Origin of the sequence: Citrobacter sp. MGH103 (genome assembly GCF_001034475.2) — a bacterium.
Lineage (GTDB): Bacteria > Pseudomonadota > Gammaproteobacteria > Enterobacterales > Enterobacteriaceae > Citrobacter > Citrobacter freundii.
This window is the reverse complement of sequence record NZ_CP073043.1, coordinates 3,860,661-3,876,118: the sequence shown is the minus strand read 5'-3', so window position 1 is coordinate 3,876,118 and position 15,458 is coordinate 3,860,661. Positions and strand designations below refer to the sequence as shown.

Genomic DNA, 15,458 nt, shown 5'->3' with positions numbered 1-15,458 from the left:
AAGAGTCAGGTAGTATGAAAAGTATAATTAATGATCAGGCTGAGTACGATTCCACCAGAAAAAGCCTGAAACATCGCGATACTACAATAATCCTTTCGGCATCTACAGCGAGACTACTTGAGCTATTCATTGTCCATAAAAATCAACAACTCCATCGTGAGTTTATCATTGAAGAAGTATGGAAAAAGCATGGCATGGCCCCATCGGGTCATAGCCTTAATAAAAGTATCAGTATATTGCGAAAAGCATTTAGTGAGTTGGGGGCCGATAATCCCATTGAAACATTGCCCCGGCAGGGATTTTTGTTCCATGCTTCGGTCAATGATGAACAGTCATCTTTCAGTGGAGATGTACCTGTTCGTTCGGTAACAGAAACGGTGAACTCACCCGCAACACCGAAACGCAAAAATATTGTTCTGTTCATTTTATTGTTTGCCTTTCTTGGGAGCTCTGTTTTGATATTGCCAGCTCTTAATTCAGGTGCCACGAATTTTATCTATATCAGGGCAATAGGTGATTGTGAACTTTATACTGCCGATGACAATAATGCTGATAAAACGAAAGCGTTTTTATCTTCTGATATGTGGCGAAAAATAAATGCGACTTGTCATGATGGCAAGAAAACAATTGTTTTTTATGATGATAATAATTTATCGGCAGGTAATGATCTTAAAGAGAATTTTTTGGGGAACTGTACGCTGGATAAAGGAGGGGCTGCCCGTGAATGCGAAAATTATCTTTATTAGCGGGGCGATCTTTCTTGCGGTGATAACAGCATACTTTTTTTATCGCCATCAAGAACCTGAGACGCTGACCTGCTCTGCCAAGAATTACCTGCATCTGGAGGCGCAAACTCAGGGCGTAAAAATTGAAGGTGAAGTTCTGTTGGTTTTTCGTATTTCTTCCGCTACCGAAGGGCGGGTATCCCAGATAGGGAGCCTTAATATTCAGGGTAAGCACTATGCTGTAGATCGTAATGTTGTCCTGAATTTTATTGGCAAAGACCGTGACGGATATCTGCAGACTCGTCGCTTGGCTATTGTCAAAAATAAAAATGACAATGTTCCCGATGACATTACCGAACTGCTTATGTCTCAACAGGATATTTTCTATTATAAGGTCATCCGTATCGCAGGAAATGTCTATGCAATAAGAGATCTGCGACGTACGCTCATGGTTTGTCGGGCAGCATAAATCAAGGTAATGTGTTAGTATTTTGATTTTTGTGGTTGTATATTTTGTCGTTTCTTGCATTCGTGGTTTTTTGTTTTGCCTTGTAGTGAAAATGAGTAAAAGGATTTGTACTGATGAAAATTAGGAATTTTCCTTTTTTGATATTTAAAATGGATTTACCATTTAATGGGAATACGCATATGGATAATTGTGATTATAAACTCTGAAATTACGTGATATGGCTTATGGATAAAGTTAATTCACGAACCGCCTTATAATTGCTGGAGGCTGAAGGTGTTGTATATTCTCTCGTGTATATAACGAGGGACCTGCTATGCCATAAATTTAAGTTGGTGGTAACTATGAATACGAAAAAGGTTTTTCTGCTCAGTTATGATATTTTTCTTTTCTCAGGGATAAAAGCGTGGCTGCCAAATCTGGTACTGGTTGATGCGCGATCATTTATTTCTGGTACACAGTCAGTTATTCCACGATACCCGTCCTGTTTGCTGGTGATCGATAACCGGTTACCATTGCTACTGGTCAGGAAATGGTTTCAGAGAAATAGCACGCAGTTTATCAACATCAACTGTATTGTTCTTCGGATGAATGAAACTCGTTCTGTTAATCGAGGATACGAGGAGTATGCTTTCATTAATGGACGAGAATTATCTGATCAATTGATTTCTCAGCTAAGAGCCAATTTAATGGCACCCAATGAGGTTGTGGAGGTCACTAAAGGTTCGACGATTTTTAATTTTCATTTGACTGAATTTGAAGAGGAAATGTTGTATTCATCATTCACAAAAGAAAAATTGCACGACTTTTGTATTGCTAACTCACTAACAACTAAGTCAGTTTATCGATATCGGGAGCGGATAACCGCTCGTCTGGGATTTTCTCATTTTAATGAAACTATCATTTTTTTAACCAGGAATAATTTATTGCATGAAGGCTACCCGACAAACAGTCATTCTGGTGAGAATGTAATTTATGGCGATGCATATGATGTTTCAGATTCTGGCCGACTGAGTATGGCAATAAGGAATGAAGAAATCATTCCTTATTTTCAGCCCATCGTAAATATCAATGGGGACGTCTGTGGTGTTGAGGTTTTAGCTCGGTGGCCACAGGGCCATAATTATGCGATTTCTCAGCGTGAGTTTATACCTCTGGCTGAAAAAAGTGGCTTAATGAATGAGTTAACGAGCTATTTAATGACCACCGTCGCGCGTAATCTGGTCGACGGAAGCGAGGATATTAATAAAACGCTATTCGTCTCCTTTAATGTCAGTCCATCAGGTTTAAGTAATCCTGTTTTTTATTGGGAATGCCTTAACTTTATGGAGATAACGCAAAGACTACCGATAAAATTAATGATTGAAATAACCGAAAATCAGACCCTAACTATCACTCCAGCTCTCAAAGAGCTGATACGATCGTTGCGAAACAGAGGGGTGCTGTTTGCTTTAGATGATTTTGGCACGGGATACGCTAATCTCTGCTATCTCAATGAGTTAGACCTGGATGTAATCAAAATTGATAAAACGTTCATCAAGGCTATTAAAGAAGTTGAGCAACATATCCCTATGCTCGAGTCAATCATTCATCTTTCCGGACTCCTGGGGTTACGCATGGTGGCGGAAGGCGTTGAATATGGCTATCAGCAGCAATGGTTGCGGAAAAATAATGTGGATTACCTGCAGGGTTATCAATTTTTACCGCCAGTGATGTTTGATGATTTTATGCGTTTTTACAAGCAGTCTGTAGGGCTGTTTGAATCAGCGTCGGATTCAACTTTTTCAGCGTAAACTTGTCGGGAACATCAGGGGCGGATGCCTCTGATGCCGGTTTTTTTGCCGAGGTTAGTACTACAGATCCTGCCTGTCTGGTGAAGACGATAGCCTGTTCTGAGTGAAACATTGTTTGTTTATGTGTCTTTTACAGGGTATTTATAGCGGTATCAGCGTTAATCAAACCGCTTCCGAGGTTAGTCTATAGCCATGCGTCATTTCCTGACAAAATTAAGAGTCTGGCTTCCACCACCACTCATCTTAATATTATTCCTCATCGCGGATGCGTTGACGGCGATCCCGCGTTTCACATTTGGCGCGGCGACTATTGTAATAAGTGCATTGTTGGCTAGCGCCAGTTTGGCGATGATACTGCATACCGCGTGGCAGATGCGGAAGAAACGTACGACGCTAAACCCACTGCATGCAGAGAAATCGACCACGCTTGTTACTGGCGGATGTTATGCCTGGAGCCGCAATCCAATCTATCTTGGAATGAGTGGACTCCAGTTAGCTTTTGCTCTCTACGTCGGTAGCCTGATTGGAATATTGGTTGCACCACTGTTTATGCTGGCGGTTGCCAGATTGCACATTGATTTTGAAGAGGAACAACTGCGAAAACATTTCGGGCTGGAATGGAAACACTATGAGCAGCGTGTTCGCCGCTGGTTATAGAGTTCCCTTGCCGCGTACAGGATGCCTGTGACGACACGATTCGTGCGTAATTGAATCCGGATGATGCAAAAATAGGCGTTTGATTCGCAAGGCCATTGACGCGTCGCCCGGTTAGTTTTAACCTTCTACCCCGTGCTCACATTCGTGGACATGTCCTTTTCAGGGCCGATATAGCTCAGTTGGTAGAGCAGCGCATTCGTAATGCGAAGGTCGTAGGTTCGACTCCTATTATCGGCACCACTAACCACGCGGGTTCACGCGATATTCACCAGTTCAGCAAAAGCGCCTTGTGCCATATTTGTGCCATTCCCCGCCAGGAATGAGTCGATTTGCATGGCATGCTGCGTCAGATGATTCGGTGCCAGATGTGCATAACGCTGCACCATCTCGATACTTTCCCACCCGCCCATTTCCTGTAGCGCACTGAGTGGCACGCCGGACTGTACAAGCCAGCTCGCCCAGGTGTGCCGCAGGTCATGGAAGCGGAAATTTTCTATTCCCGCCCGCCTTAACGCTGCGCGCCATGCCGTGTTAGCATCAGACCGCATTTTGCGCACCGCCTTTGTTCTCGTTCCATCCGGGCGAACGGATGATTCAGTGTGAACAAAGACCCACCGGTTATGTTTCCCCAGTTGATCCCGCAGCACCTTACAGGCCGATTCGTTCAGGGCGACCCCAATCGCCCTTCCTGCTTTCGCGTCCTCGGGGTGAATCCACGCGACCTTCCTCTGCATATCAATTTGCGACCACTCCAGATCTGTGATGTTCGACCTGCGCAGCCCCGTCGCCAGTGCAAAAATAACAACCGGCTTCATATGCTCTGGAAGCTCCCGGATCAGGTTCGCCGCTTCCTCTTTGGTTAGCCAGCGAATACGCTTATTTTTCGGCACCGGGCATTTGATATTCGGCGCTTTGGCTATCCATCGCCATTCGTTGGCCGCGCATCGTAACAGCGCCCGGATGAAAGCAAGGTGCGTCGCCTTGGTGGCCGCCGCTGCTGGTTTGTCCTTAAATTCGGGAACCGGCTTCCCTCTTCGCAGCAGGCTGTCGCGCTTAGCCTCCCAGTTCATTCGATGCTTGCGGTTAACCATCGAACTCACCGCAGACAAGATCCTGTCTTCCGTGATTGCTGACAGGTCCATTCCTTTGAAGTGCATCCTCCAGAATCCGATCCGGCTTTTGTCATCGTCCAGGCTTTTCTTGTGCTGCTTTTCGTTAAGCCAGCGAACGCACGCTTCATCGAACGTTCGCGGCTTAAACTCCCCCATCTTATCAACTCGCCATGCTTCAGCTTTCAGCTGATCATAGAGCTCCTGCGCTTGCCTTTTGTCCGTTGTCCCAAGAGACCGTCTAATTCGACTTCCACCAGGCGTAACGAAGTCGCAGTGCCACGTACCGGCACGTTGTTTGATTGACATGCTTTATCCTCCTGCACATCAACCGCATTCACGGGTTGATTGTGGATCGGGTTCTTCACTGCCGCAATACAGTCTGTTTTGCAGATCAGGTATGGGCTTTTTTTCTTATGTGGATTTTTTCGGGTAGCAGCCAGGCGACCGGACTTTATCCACTGGGCAATCGTGCCTTTATCCACTTTAAGGAAGGCGGCGGCCTCATCTCTGGTAAATACTTCTTCGTCCATCGATGTTCTCCAGTGGCCCCAGCCGGGGCCGTCATTGTTATTCAGTGTGCCTGTGCTGGCAGGTTTCGAAGTTTGCGAACGCCGATCATTGCTGTGGCGACATAGCTGGTGGCCCGGTTGACGACTTCGACGGTGACCTTCATGCCGTCCACCTCGACGGTGTAATTTGTCTGGTGCTTCTGCCTGCCGTAATCGCCATATTTAGCGTGGTGCTCCGCCAGCGCAGCATCGCAAGCGCGGCGACCAATAGGTGATTGCTTACTGCGATTAATCAGCTTCATCATCACTTCACTCCCAAAGTCGCTACTACATCACTCGCTGTTTCGCGAGTGCTGCCTTTGCTGGATATAGCCCGGCGAGCACTGACGCGGTGCAGCGTGAAGCCGTGCTGTTCGTAAAGTTCAATTACTCGCGGTGCGGTAGAATTGCTGATTACCACTTTTGCCCCCCGCTGGTGGGCTGCCACACAGCTTTCCGCAAGCTCTACCTGGCTATCCCATGAGAACCCACCAGCCGCGTAGTTAGTGAAACCAGCGGTGCCGGGCAGCGGTTCATAAGGCGGATCGCAGTAAACGACGTCCCCATCACCTGCCAGCGCGAGCGTACGCCCGAAGCCTGCATTCATGAATACGCATGCGTGAGCCTTCCGCTTAAATGCCTTGATCTCTTCTTCCGGGAAATATGGCGCTTTATATTTCCCAAAGCCGACGTTAAAAAAACCGTCCAGGTTATAACGGATCAGGCCGTTGAAGCAGTGCCGGTTGAGGTAAAGGAATGCTGCTGCACGCTCGACCGCATCCAGCCGCTGCGCGTTGAATGCTTCACGAATTTCCGTGTAGTTGTCGGCATCATTCAGATGTCTGAATGCCTTCATTGCCTCATAGATCACCGAATCGGGGACCACAGCCAGCATCTGATACAGGTTAATCAGGTCAGCGTTGACGTCAGCCAGAAGGAAGCGTTCGTGCTTGTCCGAGTTTAGGAACACCGAGCCGCCACCCACAAAAGGCTCAATGAGGCGCTTACCAGCGGGGATCAGGCGATCCAGTTCCGGCAGCAGCGAATATTTACCGCCAGCCCATTTTAGGAACGGTCGCTGCCAGCTGCGCGGCGTAGGTTCTGCTATGGGCAGTGCTGCCGCGATACGTTCACCAATCCAGCGCATTACCGGGACGGCCATGCTGTTGCCGATCGCTTTATAGCGTGGCCCGTCCGGGCAATCAGCCACAGCTTTTCCGCGCCACGAAATCAGAGTGTGGTTATCGGGAAAACCCTGGAGTCGCTCGCATTCAACGGGCGTTAGGCGGCGAACCTGCATGCCAAACTGAACGACGTCAGCAGATGCACGCGAATCCTGCGTAAAGGCCACGTCTTCCTGATAGCCTTTACCTTGAGGGCCAGCAGCATCGTGGCGACCAATAGACGCGTGCTGGATGCAAATAGCGGGCGGCTGACCGCTGTTTGCATGGCTGGTATCGTGATTACCGGCTCTCAGCGTTGGTGACATATCCACGGTCGCATCAGCGCCATGGTCTTTGTAGCTGAAAGCTATTGCCGGGAAGCCTTGTCCTGGTTTACCTCCGCCAGTGGATAGAGGGCCGACTATTTGCCCGTCGCCGCCCTGCAAACGAATCTCACCACGACTGTTCTCCGCGAAAGCAATGGCTGGGGCCAGATTGGTGCCTGATTGTGCTGAAGTCAGCGTAGGGGCTTGTTCTTCAGCCCAACCAATGCCACCGGCTTTACTGCCCTGACCGGGTTTAAACCCATAACACACGGCGTTTTCCTGACCATGATTACGTCCCAACGTATGAGCCAACTCGTGATTAGTGTCAGGATCTTGCGTGCCATGGACAGCGAAGGTCTCTGTGTCAAAGTCCATTCTCACACCGTGGGCGGTGCATGCGGTTGCTACGTCGATACTTCCGCCAGTATTGCCTCCGCCATACGCCAAAACGTAGGTGTCCAAATCTTCTGCGGTGCTGTCGTTTTCTTTCGCCAACAATGTGCGGGAAATATCGGAATAAGCGTCTGATACAAGTCCAGATCCGCGCTGGCTGAAAATTTCCTGATTGCTGGCGCCAATACCACCAATATTGTTGGACTGGTTCAGGGTTGGGTGTGGATTTGCTGGGTTGTCCCAGTGACTACCGCCATCAGAGCGTTTTCCAGCATAGCTGGCAATTTCCGGTTGCGTTTCTCGGCGCGGCGGAGTATCCCGGCGCACGCTGTTGAGCTCAAAAAGTACCGCTGTGGGATCGAAGTCTTTTCTAGAACTTGCGACAACGAACACACGGCGGCGGCGTTGGGCCACTCCGAAAAATTGAGCATCAAGGACGCGCCAGGCGATAATCCTTTGTGGTCCAGACACACAACCTGCGTGCGTCCATTTTCCCCCTGCTGGCTGCAACTCGCTGCTTTCTCCGGCAAGTCCTGCCAAAAAGCAACCAAAGGCGTTGTCTTTGCTGCTGAGGACGCCCGGGACGTTTTCCCAGACGATGATCGCTTCATCTTCTCCGCGCTCGCGGCGTTTGTCGTCGATTGCATTCGCTAATTCCACGTAAGAAAGGGTTAACTGTCCGCGCTCGTCGTCCAGACCATTGCGCAGGCCAGCAATACTGAAAGCCTGACACGGCGTGCCGCCCACCAGCACATCTGGTGCCGCAACATCACCAGCGCGCACCGCAGCGGCGATTTTTGTCATGTCGCCGAGGTTCGCCACCTGCGGCCAGTGATGAGCCAGGACAGCAGACGGAAACGCTTCAATCTCAGCAAACCATGCTGGTTGCCATCCCTGCGACTCCCATGCGACGCTGGCGGCTTCAATCCCACTGCAAACAGATCCGTATCTCATGCTGCCACCTGCTTTTCGTTAAGTTCTTCGGCCAGTCGTTGCGCCTTCAGTGGGTTGGTAACGACTTCACCCCACGGCAGCAACCATCCGTTTTTCTCTTTGAGCCAGGGCAGGCGCACCGCGCCAACCCTGATTTCGTCCTGTGCGTGTGTCATGTCACACACCGTCAAAAGGGAATGTCATCATCAAATTCAGGAACTTGCTGACCGCTGCTCTGCTGCAAACGCGATTGTGGTGCGCCACCAGTCTGATTTGCATAAGGGTTGCCTCCATGTTGGGCATTGCGCGGACCAGAGAACTGCGCGCCGCCGTGCATACGTTCGTCCTTATCCTTCATCGACAGTTCAAGCGCGGCGATCGCTTCTGCTGGGGCATTCTCAGCGTGCTCGGCGTAGGTCTTACGTGTTCCCGGCTGGAAAACGTGGCGCACTTCGAACTTGTAGCCGTCACCGCCGTCGTTTTTGGTGTACAGCACCTTCTGGAGGAACAGGCCCACCTTTTTGCCAACCAGCGCCGGGCAGTGCCATTCGAGGCCGTTTTGACCCTGTACCTGCTGCGGTTGCGCCTGTTTGACCTGGGCGACCCACATCAGAGCTGATACCAGCCCCATGCCGAAAGTCTGCTGGCCGTCTTTGCCGAGGAAGTTAATGCGCAGGAAATTCGCCTTAAGCCCGTTCGAATCTAGGCTCAGTTCGAGCGCCTGGGACTGGCTGCCATCTTTCCCGAATGTGTACACCGCAGAAACGATTTCGCCCTCGTAAGCGCCGGTTTCGCTAATCCCGCCTGTTGCGCCAGCTTTCTTCGCCATCTCAGCCGTTTCGTTGTTCCACATAAAAGTCATTGGTTGGTTCATCGTTAAATCCTCAAAGTTACAATTCGGTCATAAATTCGGTGATAGCCACGTCTACGGCGTGGAGGTCGTTATCCATTTCCGTCTGGTCAGGAAACAGGTCAGGCGGCGCTTTGGCGGTGTCGTTGTCATCGCCTTTGATAAGAAAAACGTGTTTGCCGTCCTTCTTGATGGCGCGCAGCACGATGGAGAAATAGCCCTCCGGCGTCAGCTTTTCGTTGAGCATCTTCCCGGTGGTTTTCATGCGGATCTTCCCCTCGGTCTCTTCGGTGTGAGCCAGAAAATAAACGCGGAAGTCGTCCGGAAGCTCGGTGGCCGCCATGATGATTCGCCAGATGTGATCTGCCATTTCGGTGAACTTGGCATAGCCGGTCTGGTACGCGCGGTTCATGTTTTCGTGCTGCATGACCACCTGGAAATCGTCGATAATCAGAACGCGGCGGGTCTTTGAAAGCACCATGCGGTTGATGGTATCCAGTACTATTTCCCATTCGTCAGAGCGAATAACGTTACCGCGCTGTTTGCTTCCGTCTGGCAGCAGCTTGCCGTGAAGTTTCCAGCCCGCAGACTTGAATGGCAGCATCTTGGGGATGCACTGGAGCAGCATCACATCGTCCGGATTGAAGTTGCGCAGGCTATAGGACTTGCCCGCGCCAGAGTCACCGAGGATCAGCACTGGAGTACCCATCATTTACCCCCGTTCAGCCAGTAGTTGGCCGTAAACAGCACATCTTCATCATCACTGTTGGCGACGAGCCAGCGCAGGTAACCCGGTTCTGTCTTTGCCAGCTCGGAGAACGCGACGCCTTTGTGCTTACCGAAGCGGAGCGCATTAAGCAGGGAAGGGTTGTTGGAGATAGCGCGCATTTCGCCCATCGTCCATTTCGCCAGGCGACCCATGTAGAGCAACAATTCGGCGGTGACGTAGCAGTCATACAGCGCGCGGTGAGCGTAAAGCCCTTCAGGTACTTCCGGTTTCAGCCCGAGGCTGTAACGCAGGTACTGGTTGCTGTGGCTCTTGTGCTCCGGCAGGAGCGAACGCGCCAGCTTGGCGGTGCAGATCCACGGCGCATCAATTTGCGGCAGTTTGGATTTGTCGAACTTCGCGTTGTGGGCGACGTAGGCATCAGCCCCCAGATAGCGGCCAATTACTTCACTGAGCAGCGGCGCGCCTTCCACCATGTCTTCGGTGATATGGTGAATTGCCATGGCCTCAAAACCGATCGGCACGCCAGGCTTTACAAGGTCACTCATTGGGTTGCAGATCACCCCGTCGACGATATCGACGCTGGCAATTTCCACCACGGTTTCCGGGCCGCCTTCCAGCCCTGTCGTTTCGGTATCAATGACACGCAGCATTGTTAATCCCCTGTGTTCTGTAATCACAAACTGCATCGAAGTGAGCGAGCTGGTGGGCGATGGCCTCAAGGTCAGCTGGCGATAAGTGGTACATCAGGCACAGAAGCGCGATAAGGTTCATTGCCTGCTGTTGGTTTTCGGTCCGCATTGCTTCTTCTCCTGTTCTGGAAACCCGGCACCGTGGAGGCTGCCGGGATCAGGTCAGTCTTTCGGGTTGAGCTTTTCAGTTAGTTCAGCCACACAATCACGCCCGGCCTTTTTGTATGCTTCGGCTGCACTGCCGCTATATTTGTCGTCTACAGCCTGTTCGAACTGGTCAATGGAACCGAAGAAACAACCCGCAGCGATCCGAAACTCTTTGCCGGTCCACACAGCGAAGATGGTGCGTCTGGAGTAACCGCAGTTCTCACGATAAGAAACGTTCGTGATCTTCTCCGGGCGCAGGTAGAGCGAGCCGCCCACGGTCAGATTGTCCGGCAAGGCGTCGACGCCGCTAACATCTTCCAGATCTAGATTGTGGGTGACGGTAATATTCCCGTTATCGGAAACAGTGTGCTGAATATCGTTTTTAACGAGGTACTTAATTAAGTCGAACATTGCTGATCCTTAAATTTTGGGTGTAACAATCCTGTCGCTTTAATAGCCGACCATTCGGTTAAATTCGGTTATGCTGGTGGTGTCAGCCCTGCGATTCGCCGCAGAACGGGCAGAAACTCATTTTTACGTTGGTTTCCAGGCGGTTCAGGTTTTTAGCCATTTCGCCGTTTTTCTTTTTGGCCCGGTACGCCAGTTTGTATTTCAGCATCACAAACAGTTTGCCTTCGGAAAGAGAAAGAACCTGATTATCCCAACCGGTATCAAAAGTGCTTTCGCTTACTTCAGCACCTTCCGGAACCTTCTCTTTCAGTCGCGCTTCGATCTGAGCACCGACCTCATTAATGCAGTTGCACATCCCTTATCCCTCAAAATTTCGCGTCATAACCCGCTGGCGTTTCGTCAGCGTGAATGATGCCTTCGACTGGATAGCAGTTAGTGACGCCCATTTGCTCACTCACTGCTGCTTCACATTGCTGCTGGTTGTCGAAAATACCGACAACAGCGTCCTGGTAATCACCGTTCGTCATGGTGATGGTCAGCACTAATGCGTACAGGGCTCCCATCAGTGAGTCCCCGCAGGCACAAGATTTGGTTCGATGGTGCGTGAGGCATAAGGGCGGCGAATGTGGCGCAGATTGCCCTGCGGCTCGTGCCAGTAGGTGCCGTCGCGGTGGTCGTAGGAAACCTGCCATGCTGCGCCGGTGCGACTGTTGCGCATGACTACTGCACGACCGTTGTGTGGTACTGCGTGGTTAGTTTTCATCTCATCCTCGTGCCTTATCGCCGGCCAGCGGAGTTTTGGACCATCTGCGCATTTATGTGCATTGTTTGGATGAGGTAAATGTACAGATAAAACTGTATTTTCGTCAACAGACAAAACTGTATTAATTGGTGTGTTTTACATATGTGACTGTAATTTCTGTTGATTTAATTTTATAGATGCGAAAAAAAACCGACTTAATAGTCGGTTTAGGTTGGGAATGAAGGGTTAACGTTTTCTGCGGTAGATACGGTGTTCGATCATTACACCGATGATAGTGAGAGGCTGATGGTCACTATTAATCACTGGGTAATCATCGTTCAGGGGAACAAGTTCGAAATGCTGACAACCCATAATGTCTGTGTAGGTTGGCCGATACTTTTTGAAAGTTGCTTGTTGTCCGCCATTTTTAGCAACAACAAACTCGCCTGGAGTAGGTTCTAATTCTGGGTCAACAATGATCACATCGCCAGCTTTGAAATCTGGTTCCATGGAATCTCCTTCAATGCGAAGCGCAAATGTAAAGTCAGAAACATCAAGGTCTGTCAGAATGTATTCGAGATTTCCATCAAACGCCTCAATAGGACTCTTCTCTGCAAGCGCACCGGCTTGAACATAGCTGATCAAAGGAACCCTCCTGGAACTAACTTCAGCCATAGGCATAAACGCACCGCCATTCATAAGCCAGCTGGCATCGCATTTTAATGCTTTTGCTATACCAACAATATTTCGAGGTTTAAGGGTTTTTCCATCCTCTATGCTCTGCCAGGACTGCTGTCTAATACCTGCTATTTCTGCCGCTTCTGTCTGGGTCAATCCCAGCTCTACTCTTTTTTGTTTTACGCGATCTGCAAGGCTCATAAATCCCTCTCTCTGTATGCCCTGATAATCACAGTTAAAACTGTAATTGACAAACAGAAATAACTGTCACAGAATACAGATAAAACTGTGGAGGTAATATGGAAACAATTTCGCAGCGCATCAAGCAAAAGCGAGAGGAGTTGAATCTTTCTCAAGCCCAGCTCGCCGAGAGAGCCGGAATGAAGCAGCAATCACTTCAAGCTATTGAGGCTGGAACAACCAAGCGCCCTCGTTTTTTGTTTGAGTTAGCCAGTGCTCTGCACTGCGACCCAAAATGGTTGCTGTATGGTGAAAAACCTAACCATTCTCAATAATTACGCCGCGATAACGCGGTGTTTCAAACAACACCCAGAGGATTATTAACAATGGAGAACGCAATCGCACGAAAGTTAGACCCGCCAGTTATCAATCCGGTTGAGATAGAAAGCGTCCTGCTCAACCGGCTTGCATCAGTGGGCCAGAAGTCTTACGCCGAGCATATGGGCATCAGCGAGTCGACGGCCAGCAGGCGCAAAGCTGAGGGGCATTTCAGCACCATGGCGAAAGAGCTGGCCTTCCTAGGCATTCAAGCCGCGCCACCGGAAGCGGTGCTGGTATCGCGTGAATATCTGGCGTCAGTGGAAACGCTCGCTGATATCGGGCTGAAAGCCGAACGAGCCAGGCCGGGGCCGTTAGGTTGGGATTAAGCCATGAACCATATCGAATTCATCGAAAAGCATGTGCGTGAAGAACTGCTGAAGCTCGGTTTCTCTCTGGGAGTGGCTCAGGGGGGGGGCATTCCAGGCTATCGACATGTACAGGCGCATGAGCCAGGCAAGCCGAAAGGGGAAGATTTTTGATGATGTTTTACGGCACGCAAAGCTGTGGGCGGAGAAGCAACAGTTACCTGCTGACCGCTTTGAGAAGCGAAAAGTTAAACGGAACGCCCAGCCGGGCCTGTTCTGAAAAGGCGAAAGCCGCTGTGCGTCAACACAAGCGGCTCTCAGGTGCAACAAACGTGAGTAAATTGCGAGGTCAATTCTAATGCCTAAGCGCAAAAAGTACCAGGAAAATGAGGAACGACGCCTTCAGGATTCCCCTGATGGGCTGGTGGTTGCCGCGTCAAAAAACAGGGCGTTCGCCGAACGTCTGGTGGGCGTGATCCGTCTGGCTCTCGCTACGTCAGGAGTGAAAAATGGGCGTCGTTAAGTTAGCAGACTACAGGCCGCATCTGTCGGTCGTGGAGAGTCAGGTGGCAGATCTTGATGATGGGTATACCCGCATCGCTAACGAGCTGCTGGAAGCAGTTATGGCTGCTGATTTAACGGCTCGCCAGCTTAAGGTCGTTATGGCGGTTATCCGCAAAACATACGGGTTCGGTAAGAAATTTGACCGCGTTACCAATACGCAGATTTCTGCAATGACCGGCATTCATCATACGCACGTTTGCACTGCCAAAAATGAGATGATTGCCATGAATATCATCCTGACCAATGGTCTGTCGATAGGAATCAATAAGGTCATTTCTGACTGGGATTTCACTATTAGCCAACATGGCAAATCATTAGCCAAATCGGCTAATAAAACATTAGCTGAATCAGCTAATGCAGATAAGCCAACTCAGCTAAACACAAAAGAAACTATTCAAAAGAAAGAAAGAAAAGATCCCCCTGAATCCCCCAAGGGGGAGTGTGTCGGGCTGGAGGAAAAACCTGTCTCAAAGAAAACCCCGATCGACTACCAGGCAGTGCTGTCTGCATACAACACCACCCTGGGAGACCGCCTTCCCCAGGCAGAGGCACTAAACGACAAACGTCGCCGTGCTATCAAACGCCTGCTGACCGAACTGAAAGAGCCAACCGTCGAGGCTGTGGAGAATTACTTCGCCGCGTTCTCTGAGCGAGCACCAAAGTTTTACTTCGGTGAGAACGACAGAGGCTGGCGCGCCAGTTTCGATTATCTGCTGCGCTCTGACACCCTGCTGAAAACCAGGGAGAAGGCGCTATGACCGAAATGAACATGATCCCGCAGAACATCGAAGCGGAACAAAGCGTGCTTGGCGGCATGATGCTGGATAGCGGTAGCGACCGCTGCCAGACCGCCATGTCGATGCTCAAGCCTGAATCGTTCTACATCCGCCCCCACCAGGTGATTTTCGCCGAGATGCGGGAGCTGGTAGCCAACCAGAAGCCTATCGACCTGATCACCCTGATTGAGTCGCTGGAGTCCAAAGGTCTTGGCGAACAGGCTGGCGGCTTTGCCTACATGGCCGAAATATCCAAAAACACCCCCAGCGCGGCGAACATCGTTCACTACGCGATGCTGGTGCGTGAGAAAGCCATGGAGCGCTACGGCATCGACAAGCTGACCAGCGCCACCGAACTGCTGTATTCCCGCAACGGGATGACCACCAGCCAGAAGTTTGACGCTATTCAGACTCTGTTCACCGATATCGCTGACTACGCGAAAACCGGTAACCGACGAGGGCTCCGCGAATTTTCGGAAGTGATGGGAGACTGGGTGGACGAGGTGGAAGCGCGCTGGAGCGACTCAGACGCAACGCGAGGGCTTTCGACGGGGATCGGCTCGCTGGATGACCTGCTGCAACCGAAAGGACTGGTTAAAGGTGCTCTGATGGTGATCGGCGCACGTCCGAAGATGGGGAAAGCGCAACCGCTTAATTCACGCATTTTGCTTGCTGATGGTTCATGGACAACATTTCGTGACGTATGTGTTGGAGATCCCCTAGCATCAGTGGATGGACAACCATCATTCGTGTCTGGAGTTTTTCCTCAAGGGGAGCGAGATATTTACCGAGTTACGTTCTCTGACGGAAGAACCGTTGATTGCGCGGATGATCATTTGTGGGAAATTCATAGTAACCGTATTACCGGTGGCGTTGATGTTGTAGACAC

At 50.3% G+C, this 15,458-nt stretch carries 22 protein-coding genes, 1 tRNA gene and 1 pseudogene; 11 read left to right on the top strand and 13 right to left on the bottom strand.

Features of this window, described 5'->3' with window-relative positions; genetic code table 11:
- Positions 1-14: 14 nt before the first annotated feature.
- From SK33_RS18835 to SK33_RS18815, 5 genes are all read left to right on the top strand, one after another.
- Entirely contained in the window at positions 15-746 is a 732-nt protein-coding gene (locus tag SK33_RS18835; protein WP_048219650.1) for a winged helix-turn-helix domain-containing protein, read from the top strand.
- Positions 721-1,194 (top strand): hypothetical protein, encoded by a 474-nt coding sequence (locus SK33_RS18830; RefSeq protein WP_003838775.1) that lies wholly within the window; start codon positions 721-723, stop codon positions 1,192-1,194. The genes SK33_RS18835 and SK33_RS18830 overlap by 26 nt, the downstream gene beginning before the upstream one ends.
- Positions 1,195-1,535: 341 nt before the next feature.
- Complete coding sequence (locus tag SK33_RS18825) at positions 1,536-2,984, top strand: EAL domain-containing protein (protein WP_003838773.1); 1,449 nt, start codon at positions 1,536-1,538, stop codon at positions 2,982-2,984.
- 192 nt (positions 2,985-3,176) lie between these two features.
- A complete protein-coding gene (locus SK33_RS18820) occupies positions 3,177-3,641 on the top strand; it encodes a methyltransferase family protein (RefSeq protein ID WP_003843778.1) in 465 nt (154 codons plus the stop codon).
- A gap of 164 nt (positions 3,642-3,805) precedes the next feature.
- A tRNA-Thr gene (locus SK33_RS18815) sits at positions 3,806-3,881 on the top strand.
- A gap of 14 nt (positions 3,882-3,895) precedes the next feature.
- Here SK33_RS18815 and SK33_RS18810 read toward each other — a convergent pair.
- From SK33_RS18810 to SK33_RS18750, 13 genes are all read right to left on the bottom strand, one after another.
- A complete protein-coding gene (locus SK33_RS18810; protein WP_227658530.1) occupies positions 3,896-5,053 on the bottom strand; it encodes a site-specific integrase in 1,158 nt (385 codons plus the stop codon).
- Entirely contained in the window at positions 4,936-5,283 is a 348-nt protein-coding gene (locus SK33_RS18805; RefSeq protein WP_072011928.1) for a helix-turn-helix domain-containing protein, read from the bottom strand. Before SK33_RS18805 ends, SK33_RS18810 begins: the two co-directional genes overlap by 118 nt.
- 41 nt (positions 5,284-5,324) lie before the next feature.
- Positions 5,325-5,564 carry a DUF4060 family protein gene (locus SK33_RS18800; protein ID WP_047063783.1) on the bottom strand — a complete coding sequence of 80 codons (240 nt, stop codon included), beginning with the start codon at positions 5,562-5,564 and terminating at the stop codon, positions 5,325-5,327.
- A 2-nt stretch (positions 5,565-5,566) separates the two neighbouring features.
- Positions 5,567-8,137, bottom strand: coding sequence for a Dam family site-specific DNA-(adenine-N6)-methyltransferase (locus SK33_RS18795; RefSeq protein ID WP_048219648.1), 2,571 nt, complete (start codon positions 8,135-8,137; stop codon positions 5,567-5,569).
- Entirely contained in the window at positions 8,134-8,292 is a 159-nt protein-coding gene (locus SK33_RS18790; RefSeq protein WP_038155432.1) for a DUF1317 family protein, read from the bottom strand. The genes SK33_RS18795 and SK33_RS18790 overlap by 4 nt, the downstream gene beginning before the upstream one ends.
- A gap of 11 nt (positions 8,293-8,303) precedes the next feature.
- Positions 8,304-8,990 carry a hypothetical protein gene (locus tag SK33_RS18785; RefSeq protein WP_048219646.1) on the bottom strand — a complete coding sequence of 229 codons (687 nt, stop codon included), beginning with the start codon at positions 8,988-8,990 and terminating at the stop codon, positions 8,304-8,306.
- 16 nt (positions 8,991-9,006) lie between these two features.
- Positions 9,007-9,675, bottom strand: coding sequence for an AAA family ATPase (locus SK33_RS18780; protein ID WP_176690975.1), 669 nt, complete (start codon positions 9,673-9,675; stop codon positions 9,007-9,009).
- Positions 9,675-10,346 carry an exodeoxyribonuclease X gene (gene exoX, locus SK33_RS18775; RefSeq protein WP_048219644.1) on the bottom strand — a complete coding sequence of 224 codons (672 nt, stop codon included), beginning with the start codon at positions 10,344-10,346 and terminating at the stop codon, positions 9,675-9,677. The genes SK33_RS18780 and exoX overlap by 1 nt, the downstream gene beginning before the upstream one ends.
- Before the next feature lie 201 nt (positions 10,347-10,547).
- The gene (locus SK33_RS18770) at positions 10,548-10,943 is read right to left on the bottom strand and encodes a hypothetical protein (RefSeq protein WP_048219642.1); all 396 of its coding nucleotides are present in this window, start codon (positions 10,941-10,943) and stop codon (positions 10,548-10,550) included.
- An 82-nt stretch (positions 10,944-11,025) separates the two neighbouring features.
- Positions 11,026-11,298, bottom strand: coding sequence for a hypothetical protein (locus SK33_RS18765; protein ID WP_021241758.1), 273 nt, complete (start codon positions 11,296-11,298; stop codon positions 11,026-11,028).
- A gap of 10 nt (positions 11,299-11,308) precedes the next feature.
- Positions 11,309-11,506, bottom strand: coding sequence for a DUF1482 family protein (locus tag SK33_RS18760; RefSeq protein WP_048219640.1), 198 nt, complete (start codon positions 11,504-11,506; stop codon positions 11,309-11,311).
- Positions 11,506-11,706 carry a hypothetical protein gene (locus SK33_RS18755; RefSeq protein ID WP_048219638.1) on the bottom strand — a complete coding sequence of 67 codons (201 nt, stop codon included), beginning with the start codon at positions 11,704-11,706 and terminating at the stop codon, positions 11,506-11,508. Before SK33_RS18755 ends, SK33_RS18760 begins: the two co-directional genes overlap by 1 nt.
- Positions 11,707-11,931: 225 nt before the next feature.
- Positions 11,932-12,564, bottom strand: a complete 633-nt coding sequence (locus SK33_RS18750) for a LexA family protein (RefSeq protein ID WP_048219636.1) — start codon at positions 12,562-12,564, stop codon at positions 11,932-11,934.
- Between the two features lie 98 nt (positions 12,565-12,662).
- Between SK33_RS18750 and SK33_RS18745 the strand changes: the two genes are divergently transcribed.
- The 6 genes and pseudogenes from SK33_RS18745 to SK33_RS26795 form a co-directional block, all read left to right on the top strand.
- On the top strand, positions 12,663-12,878 hold the full coding sequence (locus SK33_RS18745) for a helix-turn-helix domain-containing protein (protein WP_048219634.1): 216 nt from the start codon (positions 12,663-12,665) through the stop codon (positions 12,876-12,878).
- A 51-nt stretch (positions 12,879-12,929) separates the two neighbouring features.
- Positions 12,930-13,250: a CII family transcriptional regulator gene (locus SK33_RS18740; protein WP_000426372.1), complete on the top strand. Its 321-nt coding sequence runs from the start codon at positions 12,930-12,932 to the stop codon at positions 13,248-13,250.
- A gap of 3 nt (positions 13,251-13,253) precedes the next feature.
- Positions 13,254-13,403: a hypothetical protein gene (locus tag SK33_RS18735; RefSeq protein WP_172417777.1), complete on the top strand. Its 150-nt coding sequence runs from the start codon at positions 13,254-13,256 to the stop codon at positions 13,401-13,403.
- 184 nt (positions 13,404-13,587) lie between these two features.
- Entirely contained in the window at positions 13,588-13,752 is a 165-nt protein-coding gene (locus SK33_RS18730; RefSeq protein WP_021241755.1) for a hypothetical protein, read from the top strand.
- A complete protein-coding gene (locus tag SK33_RS18725; RefSeq protein WP_048219631.1) occupies positions 13,739-14,551 on the top strand; it encodes a replication protein in 813 nt (270 codons plus the stop codon). The genes SK33_RS18730 and SK33_RS18725 overlap by 14 nt, the downstream gene beginning before the upstream one ends.
- A pseudogene (locus SK33_RS26795) lies at positions 14,548-14,817 on the top strand (DnaB-like helicase N-terminal domain-containing protein); the annotation flags it as partial. The gene SK33_RS18725 and the pseudogene SK33_RS26795, both read left to right, overlap by 4 nt.
- Between the last annotated feature and the right edge of the window lie 641 nt (positions 14,818-15,458).

What these genes read in the sequence shown, in the direction of transcription:
- SK33_RS18835 (WP_048219650.1), top strand. Translation starts at nt 15, where the DNA reads ATGAAAAGTATAATTAATGATCAGGCTGAGTACGATTCCACCAGAAAA.
- SK33_RS18825 (WP_003838773.1), top strand. Translation starts at nt 1,536, where the DNA reads ATGAATACGAAAAAGGTTTTTCTGCTCAGTTATGATATTTTTCTTTTC.
- SK33_RS18820 (WP_003843778.1), top strand. Translation starts at nt 3,177, where the DNA reads ATGCGTCATTTCCTGACAAAATTAAGAGTCTGGCTTCCACCACCACTC.
- SK33_RS18805 (WP_072011928.1), bottom strand. Translation starts at nt 5,283, where the DNA reads ATGGACGAAGAAGTATTTACCAGAGATGAGGCCGCCGCCTTCCTTAAA.
- SK33_RS18800 (WP_047063783.1), bottom strand. Translation starts at nt 5,564, where the DNA reads ATGAAGCTGATTAATCGCAGTAAGCAATCACCTATTGGTCGCCGCGCT.
- SK33_RS18795 (WP_048219648.1), bottom strand. Translation starts at nt 8,137, where the DNA reads ATGAGATACGGATCTGTTTGCAGTGGGATTGAAGCCGCCAGCGTCGCA.
- SK33_RS18790 (WP_038155432.1), bottom strand. Translation starts at nt 8,292, where the DNA reads ATGACACACGCACAGGACGAAATCAGGGTTGGCGCGGTGCGCCTGCCC.
- SK33_RS18785 (WP_048219646.1), bottom strand. Translation starts at nt 8,990, where the DNA reads ATGAACCAACCAATGACTTTTATGTGGAACAACGAAACGGCTGAGATG.
- SK33_RS18780 (WP_176690975.1), bottom strand. Translation starts at nt 9,675, where the DNA reads ATGGGTACTCCAGTGCTGATCCTCGGTGACTCTGGCGCGGGCAAGTCC.
- exoX (WP_048219644.1), bottom strand. Translation starts at nt 10,346, where the DNA reads ATGCTGCGTGTCATTGATACCGAAACGACAGGGCTGGAAGGCGGCCCG.
- SK33_RS18770 (WP_048219642.1), bottom strand. Translation starts at nt 10,943, where the DNA reads ATGTTCGACTTAATTAAGTACCTCGTTAAAAACGATATTCAGCACACT.
- SK33_RS18765 (WP_021241758.1), bottom strand. Translation starts at nt 11,298, where the DNA reads ATGTGCAACTGCATTAATGAGGTCGGTGCTCAGATCGAAGCGCGACTG.
- SK33_RS18760 (WP_048219640.1), bottom strand. Translation starts at nt 11,506, where the DNA reads ATGGGAGCCCTGTACGCATTAGTGCTGACCATCACCATGACGAACGGT.
- SK33_RS18755 (WP_048219638.1), bottom strand. Translation starts at nt 11,706, where the DNA reads ATGAAAACTAACCACGCAGTACCACACAACGGTCGTGCAGTAGTCATG.
- SK33_RS18750 (WP_048219636.1), bottom strand. Translation starts at nt 12,564, where the DNA reads ATGAGCCTTGCAGATCGCGTAAAACAAAAAAGAGTAGAGCTGGGATTG.
- SK33_RS18745 (WP_048219634.1), top strand. Translation starts at nt 12,663, where the DNA reads ATGGAAACAATTTCGCAGCGCATCAAGCAAAAGCGAGAGGAGTTGAAT.
- SK33_RS18740 (WP_000426372.1), top strand. Translation starts at nt 12,930, where the DNA reads ATGGAGAACGCAATCGCACGAAAGTTAGACCCGCCAGTTATCAATCCG.
- SK33_RS18735 (WP_172417777.1), top strand. Translation starts at nt 13,254, where the DNA reads ATGAACCATATCGAATTCATCGAAAAGCATGTGCGTGAAGAACTGCTG.
- SK33_RS18730 (WP_021241755.1), top strand. Translation starts at nt 13,588, where the DNA reads ATGCCTAAGCGCAAAAAGTACCAGGAAAATGAGGAACGACGCCTTCAG.
- SK33_RS18725 (WP_048219631.1), top strand. Translation starts at nt 13,739, where the DNA reads ATGGGCGTCGTTAAGTTAGCAGACTACAGGCCGCATCTGTCGGTCGTG.